The organism is Prosthecobacter fluviatilis (genome assembly GCF_042655725.1).
In the GTDB taxonomy this organism is placed as follows: domain Bacteria; phylum Verrucomicrobiota; class Verrucomicrobiia; order Verrucomicrobiales; family Verrucomicrobiaceae; genus Prosthecobacter; species Prosthecobacter fluviatilis.
The window spans coordinates 436,691-454,968 of record NZ_JBHSMQ010000003.1; the positions used below are offsets into that span (position 1 = coordinate 436,691).

Genomic DNA, 18,278 nt, shown 5'->3' on the forward strand with positions numbered 1-18,278 from the left:
CTCGCGTGCAACCCCTCAAAGCTTCATTTCAAATTGAAATACAGCTTTTGCTTACCCACGCGTTTCCAGCCTTGGCAGGCTCTGATTTTACACCGACGCAGCGCTTCGCGCGGTGAAATCTGCAAGCCGGAGCTTCCGGAGGAAACCCACCGAAAAAGATCAGGATTTAAAAAAGTCCTGCTGTCAGAGAGGCTGCCCTAATTTTACCAAGTAACAACCATGCATGCGCTGGCGCTGCAAAATTCCTGCCTCCACCTGAGGCTGACACACCTGCGGGCGCATGGTTTTCATGCGCCCGCAGGATCATCAACCGCAGACTCAACAACCCGTCTGCCCAATGCACCCAACGATCAACGACGGCTGCGCCGGCGGCCACAGAGCAAAGCCGCCAGGCCGAACAGCAGCAAAGCCATGCGCCCGGGCTCCGGCACCACCACCACAATGCCATAGCTCGCAAAAAGGGTCGTGTCATAGTACAGCCCGGAAAGGCTCAGGTCAGGGAGCGCCAGATCTCCCAGAAGTCCGCCACCACGGGTGGTGCCTCCGGCACTGAACCCATTCGCCGTGACCGAGGACCAGTCGATCAAATTGAACACATCTCCCACCACGGGCTGGTAGTCGGTGCTGCCCCGGCTGAACGTGATGTGACCGCCGCTGTTCAGCGTGAACGAACCGTTGACCACAAGGCGGTCATGATTGCCGCCGGTCTGAGTGTCATAGAAGCTGCCCTGTGAGTTGAGATAAGCGGTCAGATTCCCCGCCCCCATTTGCATGGTTATGTTGGCCGCGTCGTTGTAGTCGGCGCCATTTGAGCCGCCCATTTGAAGAACCAGGCGATCCACACCCGTCGCGCTTCCTGTGAGCACGACATTGCCGTTCACAGTCAAAGCGCCGATGCCGTCGCCGGCGGTGCCGATGCTGAAGGGGTCTGAAGACATGCCAGGGCGGAGGACTCCGGCACCACCACTGGTGCCGATGATGAGGTCTCCCGAACCCGTCTCCACGGTGCCGGAGCCGTTGAAGGTGCCGTCAAAGGTGAAGTCGCCTGCGGTGCTGGCGGAAAAATCAAAGGTGCCGCCGTTGTTGACCTCGATCCAGCGGGTGCCGGACACCGCGCCACCACCGGCCAGCGCCAGGGTGCCCTCGCTGACAGTGGTCTTGCCCGTGTAGGTGTTGTCATTGGTGAAGGTCACCGTGCCGGAACCCTGCTTGTTCACGCTTAGCGTGTCTCCGGACTGGGCCTCGGAGATGACCCCGGAAAACACCACGCCCTTTTCCCCTGTCACAAGCGTGTCATCGTTCGAAGAAGAGAGGAGGATCAGTTCGCGGACATTGTCCACCCCGGGCAGGCTGGAATGCTGCAGCGTCACGTTGCCGTAGAAGTAGGTGGTGTCGCTGGTGAAGGTGCCGCCAAGGGTGGTCTTGCCGCTGCCGTTGGTGTCATTGATGTCAATGTCATTGTAGATCGTCATCCCACCGTTGGCGGCCACCAGGGACACGTCGGCGTTGGGAACATCCTGCAGCCAGTGCACCGGATCTGTCCTGGCGGTGTTCACACTGGCCACATCCGTGGAGGCCTGGAAGAACTGAAGCCCCGCCTGCGTCGTGCCATGGCTGACGGCGATGCTGCTGCCGTAGAGCATTTCACCGGCCTCATCAAAGTCGGATACGCGGACGAGATTCATCTGACCGCAGGAAGCGTCCACGCTGACGACCTGATACACACCGTTGTATTCAGGATGCGCGCTTTCGTCTTTGACCAGAATGCGTTTGCCAATGTCAGCGGCCGTGATCGCCACCCCGTCCACGGTGGCATTCACATTGAGGAAGGCACCTTTGCCAGGGCCGCCCGCACCGTTGCCTGCTGCATCGTAGCTGCCGCTGGTTCTCGTGATGAGAGAGGAGGTCGTGGCCAGATAGGCTCCGGCCAGTTCATGCCGTGTGTCCCCCATTTCAACGACCGTGGAAGACAGCGCATAGCCGTCAAAGATGCTGATGGTGCCGTGGCGGATCACGGTGCCGCCATTGATCGCAGCCCCAGCTGAGCCGATGCGGCCGTAGCTGTTTGAAGCGCGCAGCTCCACCGTGCCGGTCCCGATCTTGACCAGATTGGTCACTGGGTCGGAACCTCCGTTCTGCACACGGTCTCCGAACTTGAAGACAGATGCTCCGCGCGCTTCAAAGAACACATTGGTTCCCGAGTTCGGGATGAGATTATACGAATCGTCCGTACGCTGATCCTGATACAGGGACACCGTCCCTCCCAGGCCAAAGCCGTAGCTGCCGCTGGTTTCGCGGGTGCCGATCACCGTGATGCCCTCGTCATTGCCGCTGAAGTAATTCATGGAGACGGGGTTCACCACGTCCGTGGCGTTGCCGGCCAGCAGCAGCTCCACCTTGGCATCCAGCAGCGGAGTGCCGCCGATGATGGGAAGGCCCCCGAGGTTGATGGCGTTGTAGGCGTCTCCAAATGCGGTGTTATTGGTGCCAATGAGGGTTCCCTGTATCACCCCCACATTGCCGGAAAAAGTGTTCACCCCTGAGAGGGTCTGGGCACCGCTGCCGACTTTGTTCAGATTGCCATACCCGATGATGGCACCGGCAAAATCTGCATCCGTGGTATTGTCCCAGCCGATGTTGAGCGTGGACTGGTCGATGTTTGTCACGGAGCCATCCACGCCTGAGAGCGAGCCGATGGTCACCAAAAAGCCGGTGCCCGCATAATCCCAGTAAGGACTGAGAGTCGCCCCGCTGCTGACAATGAAGCGTGAGTAAGGTGAGAAGGAGTTGTTCGTCCCTGCGAACAGGGTGCCTTCCAAAATCTGCGTGGTGCCGGTGTAGCTGCTGAAGGAGTCGATCACGTCGCCTCCTCCCGTGCTGGCTCCAAAGACGGTTCCACCCGCGCCGATTTTCACCACAGAGAGCGCCGAAGCACCGCCGCCGAAGAGCCCGGGTGCGACGCCGTCTCGCAGTCCGACGCCGATGTCCTGAAAGTTCGTCCCCGTTTGCGTGCCTGAATCGAAGGTGATCGCCGCCGCTGTGCCGGAGGCGTTTTCAATGCCTGCTGTCGTGACCATGCCCGCACCGCCGTAGAACAGGAAATTTTGCGTGAAGGTCATGCTGTTGCCCCCGATCTGGAAGGTGCCGCCGTTGCGGAAGTCAATCTGGCCGGCGGTTCCCAGAGCCGTGGAGCTGCCGATCCGCAGGATGGAGTCGCGGCCTGGCGTGTGTGTGCCTGAGCTGTCGTTGCCGATGCTGAAGATGCCGCTGTAGCCCGAATTGTCGCCGTTCAGCAGCAGGATGAAGAGAGCGCCGTCGCCAATGGGTGCGCCTGCGGGATATACGCCGTAGTTGTTTGCATCTATGACGACCCGGTTGCTGCCAATGATGCTGCCGGAGATGTCGAAAACCGTTTCCTGCACGTGGCCGACCAGATCCGGGTCCAGCTGTGTGCGGTAGGGCGAGGTGGGGGTGTTGGTGCCATCTTCGTAATAGAAGCGGACATAGCTGGACGACCCGCTGCCCACATTGATCTGATTAGTGAAATGAATCGTGCCGCTGGTGGGCAGATAGCCTGCGGCAATGCTGACCAGCTGCCGGATGTTGTCACGCACGACGATGTCGCGGTTGACGGTCAGGTCCATGTTTGGCGCATCAATGCCGATGTTGTTGTTGCCATAGTAGCGGTTTTCGATGCGCATCTGGATCGCAGATGTCTGCCCGGATGTCGGGTCGCCAAAATAGATCTTGCCGTTCGGGTTGAAGATGGCGCCGGAGTTCATCTGCAGGCCGACAAAGCCGTCCTGGATGTCGAGGTCTCCCGTCCACTCATGCATGGGCGTGTAGAAGCGCAGGTTGCCATCGCCGAGCTTGATGATGTTTCCTGTGCCCATGATGCCGCCTTCATTGGGATTGATGAGAAATTCGGAGTTGCCTGTGCTGCCAGCGTCACCGTAGCGGTTGCCCTGGGTCTGGAAGGTCAGATCACCGATGATGTTGAGGATGCCGTCGAATGTCGGCTGGCGCTGGGTGCTGCCATCAAAGAGAATTTGATCGCCCGCTTTTTCACCGATCTGGAACCACTCCCGGAAGCGAAGCTGCCCGGTGCGGTTGGCATCCCGAACCATGGAAAACTCCACCGTCACGTTGTTCTTGATGATGGTGCCGTCCGCCCAGGACTGGGTGGTGCCGAACGGAGCGTACTGCGCGTTGTTGTTACCCTTGCCCTGGATATCAACGCGCAATGCGTTGACTCCGTCCCCGAGAATGGTCAGGCCGGTGTAGTTGTTGACCAAGCCGAGAAGATCCTCCGTGGTGCTGTTGGTAAATCCGCTGCGGTCACCGAACTGCACCGTGCCGGAACCCACGATCTGCAGACCGCCGGCGTTGGGATTGTTCGTGCCGTAGGCGGCGATGATGTTGCTTGCCTCAGACGAGATCTGGTTCACCGCACCGCGGATGACAAGGACACTGCCCGCATCCGAAACACTCAGAATGCCGTTGTTGCCGCCGAGCGTGATGTTCTGCGTGATCGCGGCGCTGGTGGCGCCGATCTCGGAGTAGTTCAGCGTGCCGCCGTTGAGGAAGAATCCGGAGGTGGCGCCAAAGGCTCCGACATTATTGAATGAAACGACGGCCGAACCTGTGATGTGCGTGGCCCCGGTGTATGTATTGGCAGGTGTGTAAGTCGTCGAGGAATAGGTCAGATCGAAGGTGCCCGAGCCGGTCACCAGCCGGGTAAGTGTGATGGTCGTGCCATCCACAATGCTGCGAATCTTGGTGCCGGCCGGGATGTTCATCCCGCTCACGTCCATTCCCACGCTGAGTCCGGCCGTGCTGCTCACTTTGACAGTGTATGGGTTGGTGATTGGAGCTGAGGTGGTGGTGGTCGTGGTCATCGTGCTGCTGACCACGATGCTGCTGACGCTGCTGGGCAAGGTGAACGCAATTTCTCCGGTGCCGGTGAACACAACATTCTGCGCACCTGTGATGCTGCCGTCAAAATGGACCACTCCGGAGGCATAGTTGTGGATCAGCAAATCAATACCGCTACCGCCCGTGGTAACCCCCACGCCCGCAGCGATGGGGGTGCCCGTGGTGTAGTTGCTGGTGAAAAGCAGCCCTCCGTCATTGAGGATAAGGTTGCCACCAGTGATCGTGCCAGCAGCGTCATTGAAGCGGATTGAATTTGTGGCAGCAGCCGTGAGGCCGGCGGTCAGCACATCCGTCTGCAAACCGGCACCGAAGCTGTCGGTGGAGTAGCCCGTGTAGGCGATGACATTTCCCGCCGCGTCCGTGGCGGCCCAGTCCGTGGCGTAGCCCGAGGCGGCTGCGTTCGCCCCATAGGTGGCGAAAGAGCCAATCCGCGCTTTGCCCTTCATGGCGGCATTGGAAAAGTTGATAATGCCACCGGCGATGGACTGGAAGTGGATGGTGGATGCCGCAGCACGGTTGATGGACGTACCCGCGATGCTGATGGTGCCGAAATTTGCAACGCCATCGCCTGCGGCAGCAATGCCGTTGCCGCCCTGGTTGAGCTTGAGGCTGCCAAAATTTTCTGTGAAGGAAGCCCCTGTGCCATCCATCACCAGCGTGCCCCCTGCCAGAGTGAGCAGCGCCCCATTGCCCACGCGACGGTTCAGGTTCATGTCATACCCTGCCAGCGCAAGGATGCCGCCCATGACGTTCACGCCTTCCACGGTGCTGTCTCCGGCCGTGGACCCCAGCAGGTTGACCCGCCCGCCCCCCTGCTTGGTGATGGAGGAGGTCACGAGATTGCCGCTGTCCACAAAGTTCACCTTGAGATCTACCGTGCCCCCCTTGGCCGCAAAGAGGCCCAGATCCCGGGTGTAGGCGGCGTTGGCCTGCGTGAAAATGACGCTGCCCTCACCTGTGCCAAAGGTGACAGTGCCCGTGGTGTTCACACCGCCCAGAGTCGTGTTGCCCGTGGTGTTGCCTTCTCCGTACACGTAGTTCCCCGCGAGGTTGTACGGGTCGTTGGTGTCCACACCCACCTGCCAGGAACTGAGGTTGAAGTTTGAGCCCGCATTGAGCAGGAAGAAAGCCAGATTCGCGGCACCGCGGCCATTGTCGGAAGTCAGCGACCGGCCGCCCATCTGCAGGCCGATCATCGGATTCAACGGAGCGGAGTTCACCGTAGCGGCCGCTGCCGCAGTGTAGAAATCTCCGTTCCCGGAGTAGTAGAGCGTGCCACGGTTGATGTTGATGCGGCCTGCCGCGTTGTACTGCTGGCCGATCTGCACCGCCGATTCGTCGTTGTTGGCAGTCACTTCCATGCGCAGCACCTGAGACTGGCTGTAGATGTCGATCGGCCCGGTGAAAGCGCCCGCCGCGTTGTCCTGCACCACGCCGTTGAGGTAGAGCAGGCCCAGGGCGCCGGTGTAGGTGCTGAAGATGCGGGAGTCCGTGCGCGCTCCGGAACCAATGGCCGTGGAGCCGCCGTAAATGTTTCCGTCAATGCTGGCAAGGCCGGTGGTGTTGCTGAAAATGCGTGGCAGGAAACTGCGCGCATAGGCCGTGGCACCGCCGGAGTCCACATTGTCGATGATGATATCGCCGGCCCAGACGGAGTTGTTCTCGATTTGGAGCGCGTTGTTCACACCGCTGATGGCACCGATGTAGAGATTCACACCGGAGATGCGCGAGCCAAGCCCGAGCACGAAATTCCCGTACCCGGTGATCTGCAACTGCGGGCTGGCCCCAAGCGCCCGGTCATGCCGCGCATACAGGTTGCCGTAGCTCACCGTGGTGAGCCCTGTGTAGTAGTTGACGGCGTTCAGGAACAGGGAGGAGCCTCCAGACTTCACCAGTCCCGTGGCATTGATGATGCTGGAGTTCATGGAGAAGTAGTTGTTGTCGAAGTCCGTGGCCTTGTAGGCGTTGATGGCGTCCGTGGTGTTGTAATGCACCCAGAGGCTGCCGATGTTGAACTGCGCATCCATGCCGTTGAAGTCTGTGTAGCCGCCGTTGAGGGAGCTGCGGATGTCCATGTTGAGGCCCGAATTGTAGGCGGCTCCCTGCATGTTCTGCACACCGGTGTTGTACATCTGGATCATGCCGGAATTGATCCGGAGAGTGGCGCCGTCTGCGATGATCAGGGCGGTCCAGTTCCCGTTGCCGTTGGTTCCGGCCCCGAATGACTCCGAAGCAAACGTCAGGGAGTTGATGATCATGTTAATGCCGCTGGGCAGTGAACAGTCGGCTGCGACTGATCCCAGCGTGAGCAGCGAGTTCTGACGGCTGGTAAATTCACTGCCTCCGAGAGAGTCGCTGGTGACGCCGACAATCTTGAGGTTTTGGTCCGCACTGATGCCCTGATCCTCCAGCCTGATGGAGGTCGTCTGCGCGTCGTCAGGGCTGCCCACGACCTTGTATTCAGAATCCAGCAGCGGACGCAGGAAGTGGTCGCCCGCACTGTTGGTGTCCACCGTCACCAGCCGGTTGGCGATGTAGTCCTCATTGAAGAGGCTGCCTGTCCCCGCCACGTTGTACCAGTTTGGACGCACCCCTCCAAAGAAGCCGACGGCCACTGCGGCATTGCCATTGGTACCGTCTCCGCTGCCGATGAGGGTGGGCAGCACATCCACCTGCACCGCCGCGATGTTTCCGTTTGAATTCGAGGGCACGGCGGGATTGAAGTTTTTGTCCGCAAACGAGGTGCCCGGGTCCAGCAGCCGCAGGTGCACGCTGGTTCCCGGATTGCGCACGATCTCCGTGAAGTGCCAGCCGAGGTACTCGCCTTTGAGCACGGGTGCGCCGCCAGCGAGGGTGGCCCCCATGTCGAACTCGATGCCGAGCTGCCCGCCCAGCACATTGGCAGTCCCCACTTTTTCGATCCCTGAGAAAACGCCAGCGGGGCCTTCAAAGCGCATGCGCACATAGCCGTTGGTATACACCGGCATGTCGTCGCCCAGGCGGCTGCGGGTTTCGTCGGCGGAGGTGCTGTCGTTGTTCAGGCCAAAGAAGCTGTTACGCTCCAGAACCATGCTGGCCATGCTCATGATGCGGCCGGCGTCATACACACGGGCGCTGCCGGAGGCGTTGATAAAGCTGCCGGTGAAGTTGGACTCGTTGGAATAAAACCGGAAATCACCCTGGCCGATCTTGATGATGTTGGCGGAGCCATAGGTCTCGCCGCCGCCATTGTTCAGGTAGATGTTGCTGCCGTTGCGCAGGTTGAAGACCGCGTCGCTGAGCACATGGATCTGCCCGCGCAGATAATAGGCGCGGGTGGTGCCGGTGTTGCCAGTGACGGTCTGGAAAGTCCCGCCTCCCTGGTAGCCCTGCCCATCCAGCGTGAGCCATTCATACAGGCCGACGTCCGCATTGGTCACGTTCATCAGCAAAGTCCCGTTGGGGCCGATGTAGGTGCTGTCCGCCCAGCCGCTATAGGTCCCCAGAGCGTTGGAGGCGGACGAGGCGAGCCCGTTGATCTTGATGGTGCCGTTGTTGATCAGGGTGAGCGAATTGTACCCATTGTACATGTTTTCGCGCAGAGTGTTGTCTGGCGCGCCGCTCAGCACCAAAGTGCCGCCACCTTCGACCGCCAGGCCACCGATCAAGGGCCGGGTGAGATCGATGGGGGCGTCTCCGGCGGGGAGGTCCGTGACGTCGCTTACGATGTAGCCGTTGACCGTGAGCGCCGTGCCTGCGGCCACATTGAATGTGGCACCGCTGGCCCCGATGAAAACAGTGCGTGCCCCGTTCAGGTTGATGTCGTCCGTGGTCGCCAGCGTGCCTCCGTCGATGTGGAGATTGCCACTGTCCAGGATGGCCCAGATGCCGGCATTGTTGGTGCCGGCGGCATTGGTGCTGACGTAGATGCCGCTGGTATAGCCGGAGCCGCCGCTGGTCAGCGTGGTGCTTGTCACGTTCTGGCCGCTGTTGGAGGAGTATTTCCCAGCAGCACCGGAGCCGGAGCCGCCACCGAGGAAATAGAGCGAGGCATTGCTCTGGTTCACTCCCGTGTTGGTGCCGTTATACTCACGCACGAGCCGCACAACGGAGCCGCTGATGCTCCCCAGAGCCGACTCACTGGATATCTGCAGGGTGCCACCGTTGATGTAGGTGTCTCCCGTGTACGTGTTGGTAGCGTTGAGCACTGTGGTCCCGGTGCCGCTGGTCACCAGGTTCACCATGCCGCCGCCGCTGTTGGTGATGGCCGCGGAGATGGTGGTGATGGCTGCGCCGTAGTTGTAGAGCAGGATGTCCCCGGCACCATTGCGGGTGAGGGTGCCGTTGAAAATGTCCACCGCTCCGCCGACGCTGGAGCTGACGAGAATGCCGCCATTTTCAACGGTGAGCGAGCTGCCGCCCAGGTCCAGGTAGGCGTTCGTGGCAAATTTGACGGAATTGGTGACGGCGGGACCGGAGAAGGTGTTTGAAACAGTGACCTCCGTGTTTTTGCCACTGGTAAAATCATTGACGTCATATGCCGTGAAAGCCTTCACACCGGAAGTCCCCTCGCGTGCCGCCCAGTCCGTGACCTGGCCGAGTGCATTGCCATACACAGCCCAGTAGCCAAAGCGCGCACCATCTGTGGTGGTGAGCCCGGGGGCTGAGATATTGATGACACCGCCGCTGCTTTCGATGAAAGCCATCGTGACCCCTGAAGCGGGATTGAGCGTGATGCCAGAATTGATGTTCACAGTGGCGCTGCCAATCACAGCCAGACGCGAGCCTCCGGAGTTGAGCGTCAGGTTGCTGAAATCTTCCTGTGCCACTCCCAGGGTGGCGTCCACGATCAGATAGCCGCCGCTGAGGGTGAGCGCAGCGCCATTGCCGACACGGCGGCCGGCGTTCACCTCATACCCGGTGAGCATGAGTGTTCCGCCGAGCATCTTGAGCGCCTCGACCGTGCTGTCTCCGGCGCTGGAGCCGAGCAGCCGCACGGTGCCCGCGCCCACTTTGGTGATGGAGGAGTTCACCAGATCTCCGCCATCCAGGAAGTTGACCCTCATGTCCACGGTGCCGCCGCGTGCCGCATAGAGGTTCAGATTGCGGTCATAGAGCGTGTCCGCCTGGGTAAATCGGATGCTGCCAGTGCCCGTGCCAAAGGTGATGGTGCCGCTGATGTTTTCACCGCCGAGGCTGGTGTTTCCAGTGGTGTTGCCAAAACCGTAGTTGCTGTTCCCCAGACTGTTGTCAGGATCGCTGGTGTCCACCCCCACATTCCAGCTGGACAGGTTGAAGGTGGTGCCGCTGTTGTGCAGAAAGAAGGACACATCAGCCGCTCCGATGCCGACATTGCTGTCAATCAGCGAGCGTCCGCCCATCTGGAAGCCGGAGAGGTCGCTGTTCGGATCCTGGGCCAGTGCGGCGGCGTCGGTGTAAAAATTGCCGGCACCCATGTAGCGCAGCACACCGCGCACGATGCTGATGCGGCCCGCGGCATCATACTGCTGGTAGAGGTGCACATTGGCCGTGTCCGTCGTGGCCGCCACCTCCATGCGCAGTGCGTCATTCAGCGTGTCTCCGGCACTGAGGTTGATGGCGCCATTGGCCTTGTCCCGGATCTGCCCCATGAAGTCCAGTGTGGAAAGGGAGGCTCCTGTGTAGGTGGTGAAAACCCGTGAGGTGGCCTGGGCACCGCTCATCACGGCGGTGTCTCCGCCATAGATGTTGCCATTCATGTGAAAGACCGTGTTTGAGCTGGCCGCCTCAATGCGTGCCACAAAGTTACGGGTGATGCCGCCTGCGCTGCCGGTGGAGTCCACATTGTCGAGGATGATGTCGCCGCCCCACTCCGCGCCGTCACCTTCCGCATACATCACGAGGTTGTTTCCAGAGATCTGGCCGACATAGACGTCCACCCCCGTGATGCGGGAGTTGTAGCCCAGAATGAAATTGCCGCCGCCGGTGATGTTCAGCCGCGTGCTCTGGCCCAGAGCCTGGTCATGCCGGGCGTAGAGGTTCCCGTAGGTCACGGTGGTGTCGCCGGTGTAGTAGTTGGCCGCTTCCAGGGTCACGCTGGAGGCGCCGGTTTTCGTCAGCCCGTTGCCTCCGGTGTTGTAGATGCTGCTGCGGATGATGGCGGTGGTGTTGTCCCCGTCCGTGCTGCGGTAGGCGTTGAGCTGGTCGGAGGTGTTGTAATGCGCCCATTCGCTGCCGGCGTAGATGATCGCCTCCTTGCCGTTGAAATCGAGATTGCCACCAATGATGTAGTTGTTGATGTCGAGGTTGATGTCCGCGTTAAAAGCGGCCCCCAGACGGTCCATGGTTCCCATGCTGGCAAACATCAGAACCCCGGAGTTGATCTTCAAAGTCCCCCCCTGGGTCATGAGGAGATTCACCTGGTTGCCGGCCCCGTTGACATTGGTGGCGGTGGCGTCTGTGGCAAAGGTCACCGAGTTGGTCTCCAGCACCGTGTCTAGCGTAAGGATGGAATTGATGCGGGAGGTGAAACCGTGGCCGATGGCATCGTCGGTGATGCCCACAAAACGCACATTCTGATCGGCACTGATGCCTGCCGTCGTGAGATCCAGAGGTCCGGCGGAGGCCGTCGTGGTACCAGCGTCACTGATGATCTTGTAGTCGGTGGAGCCGGGTGCGTCTGACAGCGGGCGCAGGTAGTACACCGGAGCTCCGGTGATGGGATCTGTGCTGAGCACCGACGTCATGAGAAAGCGCGAGGTGCGGTCTTCATCCCACGCAATGCCCGTGGTCGTGTTCAGGAGGGCGGGACGGGTGCCGCCAAAGAAACCGGCGATGATGGCGGTGTTGCCATTGGTGCCGTCTCCGGTGCCGCTCAGAGTGGGCGCATTGTCCACCAGCACCAGTGCGCGGTTGGTCAGATCGGTGACACCTGAGGAGATGTCCATGCCGGGGTCAAAATTGCGGACCATGACGATGGAGCCCTGGCTGCGGACGATGTCCGTGAAGTGCCAGGCCGCATAGTCTCCCTGCAGACGGATGGTGCCATTGATGACGTCTCCCCCCAGGGCAAACTCAATGCCGTAAACACCGCTGTTCACATTCACGACACCGATTTTTTCCTGGCCTGAAAACACGCCGGCACCGTTTTCGATGCGCATGCGGGTGTAGCCATTGCTGGTCACCACAAGGTTGTCGTTCAGGCGGTCGCGGAACTCGTCAATGCCAGTGCTGCCGGCGCTGTAGAGGAAGAAGGAGTTGCGGTCCAGCGCCATGCCCAGCATGCCCTGCAGGCTGCCGGCGCCGGTGACGCGGCTGGTGCCGCTGCCGCTGAGAAAGCGCCCGGTCCAGTCAGGCGCGTTGACATAAAAGGAGAACTCATTGGCTCCGGTGCGCAGAATGTCGCCGCTGCCATAGAGTGCACCGCCCTGCTCTCCAAGCCGGACGTAGCCATAGGTGTTGGAGGCAAGATTAAAGAGAGTGGGGCTGTCCACCTGCATCTGGCCGTTGAGACGCACCACACGGCCGGTGCCCGTGGTCAGCACCGCCCCGCGCCCTTCATAGCCGGTCCCGCCAAAGGTGATCCATTCATAAATGGAAGGGTCGGAGGTCGTGGCAAACTCCAGTGTGCCGTTCGCACCGACGATGGTACCGTCAATCCATGAACGGTTGGTGCCCAGCGCAGAAGTGGCGGAGGTCCCAGCACCTGCGATTTTCAAAGTGCCCTCACTGATCCACGTAAGCCCCCCATAGGTGTTCATCATGTTGGAGCGGATGATGTTGTCCGGTGCGCCTGTCAGCACAACGGTGCCGCCCCCCCTGATGGTGAGGTCGCCTATGTCAGGATTGCCATTGCTGGCGGGATCATCCACAAGGCCGAGCTGATTGGCGGTGTAGCCGTTGGCGGAGTTGATCTGACTGTACTCGCTGGTGATGTAGCCGTTGATGGTGAGGGTCTTTCCAGCCGCCACATCCAGGAAGCCGCCGTTGGCCCCCAGAAACAAGGTGCGCGCTCCGTCCAGGGTGACATCCTGCGTCACTGCCAGGGTACCGCCGTCAAAGTGGAGATTGCCGCTGTTGAGGATGGCCCAGACACCTGCCGGGTTTTCCGTTGTTCTGTTCGGGTCATCCAAGTTTGCCCAGATGCCGGTGGTGTAGCCGACACCGCCGCTGATCAATGACGTGGCGGTGACGACGGTGGTATTGGAATTGAAGGTGCCGACGGCAGCGGTGATGGGCGCATTGGCCGTGGTGAAAATGATGGAGGCATTCGTGTTGGCGGAATAGGCCGAGGTGAGGCCTGAATTGCCGTTGCCGCCGTTGTTGACACGGACAAGCTTGACGACGCTGCCATTGATCGCGCCCAGATTGCTCTCGCTGGAGATGCTCAGCACACCGTTGTTCAGGTAGATTTCCCCGGTGTTGGTGTTGGCGGCCGTCAGGATGGTGGTGCCGGTGCCGCCCATGACGAGGTTTGTCTGGGTGCCTCCGTTGTCCGTGATGGTGGCACCAAGGGTCAGCGTGCCGGTGCCGTAGTTGTGAATCATCAGGTCGTAGCTGGTGCCGCTGCCACTGAGGTCCGCATCAAAGCCGCTCGTGAGCGTGCCACCGCTGATGGTGTTCGCTCCTGTGTTAAGCGAGGAGATCAGGATGGCGCCGCCGCCCAAGGTCATGCTTTGGCCGTCCAGAGTGAGGCTTGCAGGGGCATTGAAGCGCAGGTTGTCCGGAGCAGCGGCACCAGTGAAAGCAACATCGCTGCTCACATCCACCGTGTTTCCTGCGGTGAAGTCACTTTCCGCAGCACCGGAGACATAGCCGGCATAGGCGCTGATGGCTCCGGAAGCGCCATTGCTGGCAAAGTCTGTGACGACGCCCAGCGCGCTGCCATAGGTGGCGTAGGACATGAGCCCCGTATTCGTGAGCCCTGAAGCCTGAAGCGTGACAGCCGCCGTTCCGGCACCGGTTTCGATGAAGCTGAGCGTGGCCCCCTGGCTCTTGGAGAAGCTGGCGGCAGCGGCACCAAAATTGAGCGTGGCTGTGAAGCCGGCCCCGGAGATGACATGGATGCCGGACTCACCGTTGAGGATGCGGAAGTTGCCAGTGAGGTTTTCCGTGCGGCTGGCCACAGTGTCGCCGATGTAGGTGAGCGAGCCGCCACCGAAGATCGCCTGGGCTGCGGCAATGCCAAAGTAGTCATTGCCCAGCAGGCTGCCGCTCGCTGCATTCCCCTGCCAGACGGCGCTCCCTCCCATGAAATTCCAGCGTTCCACGGTGGAGGCACCGGCAGTGTTGGCATTGAAGATCACCGTTCCTGGGCCGATGATCGTAGCGCTGGAGTTCACACTCGTGCCGTTGTCAAAAAGGCGCGAGTTGACCACCGTCGTGCCACCCCGTGTCTGCAGAAAGCGCAGATCACGGTCCCCCCCCTGGTTTTCAAAATAGATGCTGTAGCTCGCCGCGCCGTCTGAAGAGCCAATGTAAACAGTGCCGCTCTGGTTCTCACCACCTATGCTGATGGTTCCGTCGCGGTTGTTGTTGTACACATAAATCTGGTTGGACCAGTTCATCACCTGTCCGTCACGCGTGAGCATCAGATGGGTGTGATAGGTGTTGGTCCCCGCGCCATCGGCGCCCAAGGCCAGGCGTGTCCAGTAATCGTTGAGCTGGATGAGGGTGTCCGCTCCATCCGTGAGGAAACCCGTGCCGTTGTTGCCAGCGGCGTTCGGATCATACAGGATGCGGAAGTAGCCACGGTTGAGATCAAGCCTGCCTGTGGCGTCCCACTGCTGGAAGACGTTCACATTGCCCTCGTCATGCCCAGTCATCTGAAAGCGCAGCGAGTGATTGGCGTCCAGCCGCGTTTCAGAGTCCCCCGTGCGGAAAATGGAAGTGATCGAGGCATTGGCGGGGTCGGTGCCAAGATTGCCAGTGGCCACGTCCCGGTACTGCCCGTAGAGGTTGATCGTGTAAGCCTCACCGAAGTTTGAGGTGACCACAGGCGGATCGGCGTAAGGATCGCTGTCGGTGAAGTTTTGATTGTTGGCAGTGTAAATGTTGCCGTAGATCGAGAGCGTGCCGTTGTTGCGTGCAGTCACGGCATAGGACTGGAATTCCGAGCTTCCTGCCGCATCCGCGACGTCCAGTATGATGTCCCCGCCCCAGGTGCTCTGCGTGGCCCCTTCCGCGCGCAGCAAGGTGGTGGAGCCCTGGTAGGTGTTGGTAGCCCGGAGATTGATGCCGGTGATGTTGGTGCCGTACTCGAGAAGCAGCGCGGAGTTTCCGCCGACGAGGACTTCACGGCCTGCGCCCCCGGCGCCCAAAGCACCGGCGTGACGCACGTCCAGCACGCCCTGATCGCTGAGATAAATGTTTCCGGTGATGGTGTTCCAGGTGTCGAGGTAGAGCGTGTTGCGCCCCGTCTTGACGAGGTCGGTGGTGTTGATGATGTGGGAGCGGATGTAGGAGCTGTTTCCGACAATGAACTCGTACCAGTTCCCCGAATCGCGGTCGGTGTCGTTCCATCCGGCGTTGGAGTTGATGAGCGTGGACTGGCCGTTCATGTCCAGAAAGCCGCCGCGGATGACGCCCTCCATGTTGGCATTGGCGGCCTGGACGAAGCTGTTGATGTTGATGACGCCGGAATTGATCTTCAGCGTCTTCCCCTGCTCAATGATGATGTAGTCCTTGGTGGAGGTGCCGATGACCTGGGAGGAGGCGACTGCGTCAAAGCTGATGGTGAGGGAATTGATGGCGGTGTCCGCGGTCACATTGCGCCCGGCGTAGTTGTTTGCGTCGCCATAATTTTCCACGCCGGTGACGGGGGCGATGTAGCGGTTCACCAGCCAGTTGGTACCGGAGACCGGGTTGATGCTGGTGTCAAACTCGGCGGCCGTCAGCGGGCGGAGGTAGCCGTTGTCATAGGTCATGAGGTTCATGCCCATGCCGCTGTACATGTAGCTGCCCTGGGTGGATGAGAGTGGACGCGTATTGGAACCGAAGGCGGGGGTGATGAGGTTTGGCATGACGCCACCAAAGAGGCCCACAACGATGCGCTGGGACGTGGTGCCAGGCGCATTAGCTCCCACGGTGTTCAGGCCGGTGGCATCTACCAGAGCGATTCGGTCGTCCCCGGCCCCTGTGCCCCAGGTGTGCGCCGGGTTGGCATCGTAGATTTTCAGCACGCCGCCGTTGTTCCGGGTGAAGCTCTGGAACGCGCCGTCAAACCTGCCGCCGGCACGGGTGTCCAGCACAAGGAAGTTGGTGCCAAAGTCAGCCACCACATTGCCAAAGTTTTCCTGGTTCGTCACGGTGGCGTCAGTCTCCAGCAGGAGGTTGCCGTTGCGCAGGTTGGTGAAGCCGAAGTCGTTGATTCGGTCGTCATTGTTCGCGCTGGCATACAGCGGACTGGCCGAATTGTTCAGCAGCGCCAGCGAGCCCCAGCGTGTGATGGTGATGGAGTTCGCATGGCTGAAACTGCCGTCAGCGCCCGCGAGCGACATGTTGAAAATGACAGAGGCAGCCTGGCCGCCGTTGCTCCGGTCAAAGCTGTTGCTCACCCAGCGGCCGGTCGGCTGCTTGATGAGGATGTCACCGTTGAAGTTGACACTGTTGCCGGTGACGCGCATCTCGCGAGAGCCGCGCACAGTGAAGCCGGTGCCGGCATTGCCAGCGCTGGTGTTGTCAAAGACACCGTCAAACTGCTCCACTCCAGGATTGTCGAAGACACCGGTGGTGCTGTTGTAGCTCGCGGAGCCACCCCCGATGTCAAACAGGTTGCCGTTGCCACGGTCATCCGGGCCGATGCCGCCACCCACGAGGTTGATGGTGACGTTCGTGAAGATGTGGTCAAACGTGCGGCCAACCTCGCCGTTTCCCTCACGCTGGAAGACACCGTTGTTAAAATTGAAGGTCATGCCGTCAAAGACCAGCGTCTCCTTTGTCTGCTCTGCCAGGCTGCCTGTCCCCCCAACACTCGCACCCCAGTAGGAACCCACGGAAAAACGCGCATCGAGCACCGCATTGCCCTGAAGCGCCGTCTGGTAGATGTTGACGCCGTAGAGGTCATTGGTGGTGCGGCTGCCATTGGCCAGATCAAAGTTGTCATAGGGGTTGCGGTTGTAGGCCAGGTTCACCGTGAGGCCGTCCAGATTGATGCCGGTGGAAGCACCTGTCCCATTGAGCAAACCGCGCGACTCGAAGCGCATCTCCCCTTCATTGATGGTGAGCGACGCCCCGTTTGCGTTCAGCACATCGGCACCGCGGACGATGAAATCACCAGCACCGATCTTGGTGAGGTTCTTGCCGCCAAAATCGAGGATGGACGCTATGCCGGCATTGCCTGCCGTGTTGAGGCGCCGCTCCAGCACCATCGTCCCCTGAGAATCCAGCACCGCATCATCCGTGACGACAAGGTGGGAAAGGAAAGCTGTGCCCGTCGTGTTCCGCAGAGCACCGAGGCCATTGGGCCCCCGGCCGGCAATCATGAAAATTTCCGTGTCATCGGACTGATAATTGAAGGCCAGGCCCCGCAGGTCGATGCCCCCCCCCCCTGTGGCGATGGTCTCATTGCCCACACCCTGTGCCCCGGCGGCACGCGGGTTCGACTCATAGCGCAGCAGGCCGGACTCCACCACCAGCTGCCCCTGAAACGTGTTGCCCCCGTTGCTGAGGTACAAGAAGTTCAAAGACCCATTCACACCGGTCGGCGAGAAATCATTGAACCTGAGGGTGACCTGGCCTGCAGTGCCGCCAGATATCACTCCGGTGAGAAGCAGCCCCTGGCTGTTGGAGCTGTCGTAATTGTAGATGTCGAGCTCGTTGTTGAGCACGATGGCGGAGGAGATGGTGTCGTTGTTGCCACCATCCGTTTTGGTCAGTGTCGAGACGCCGCCGGAAGAATCAAACGTCAGCGTGCCGCCCTGAATGGTGTAGCTGTTGTTGCCCGTGGTGTCACCAATGCTGAGTTCACCCAGAGTCACCGGCACATCCAGCGTGATCGTGCGGTTGGCCGTAATGTCGATGGTGCTCAGGTTGGCAAAAGCGTCCTGGCCGCTTGGGTAGTCGGTGCCACCGTCCAGATTGTTCCAGTTGGCAGCCGTGCTCCAGTTGCCGTTGCCGTTCAATTTCCAATGCCCATTGAAACCGGGAGTCTGCGCATTGACATGCGGAATCACACATAGCACCAAAAATCCGGTCAGCAGCGCCATGAGAGAACACCCGGCCCTGGCTTTCAGCACTCCGGCACCGGAGCGGAAATAAATGCCGTGGAGACGGTTATTTTGTGGTAGCTTGGCTTTCATGAGTGGGGACGAGGTTGGGCGGCGCTGCCGGGCACAGCTCCGTGATTTGCCACTCATTCTGACTGAACGAATATTTCTGCCTATTGG

The 18,278-nt window shown here is 60.4% G+C and carries 1 protein-coding gene; it reads right to left on the reverse strand.

The features are described 5' to 3' along the window. Positions 1–350: 350 nt before the first annotated feature. Positions 351–18,191 carry an autotransporter-associated beta strand repeat-containing protein gene (locus ACFQDI_RS10505; RefSeq protein ID WP_377166221.1) on the reverse strand — a complete coding sequence of 5,947 codons (17,841 nt, stop codon included), beginning with the start codon at positions 18,189–18,191 and terminating at the stop codon, positions 351–353. Positions 18,192–18,278 lie beyond the last annotated feature (87 nt).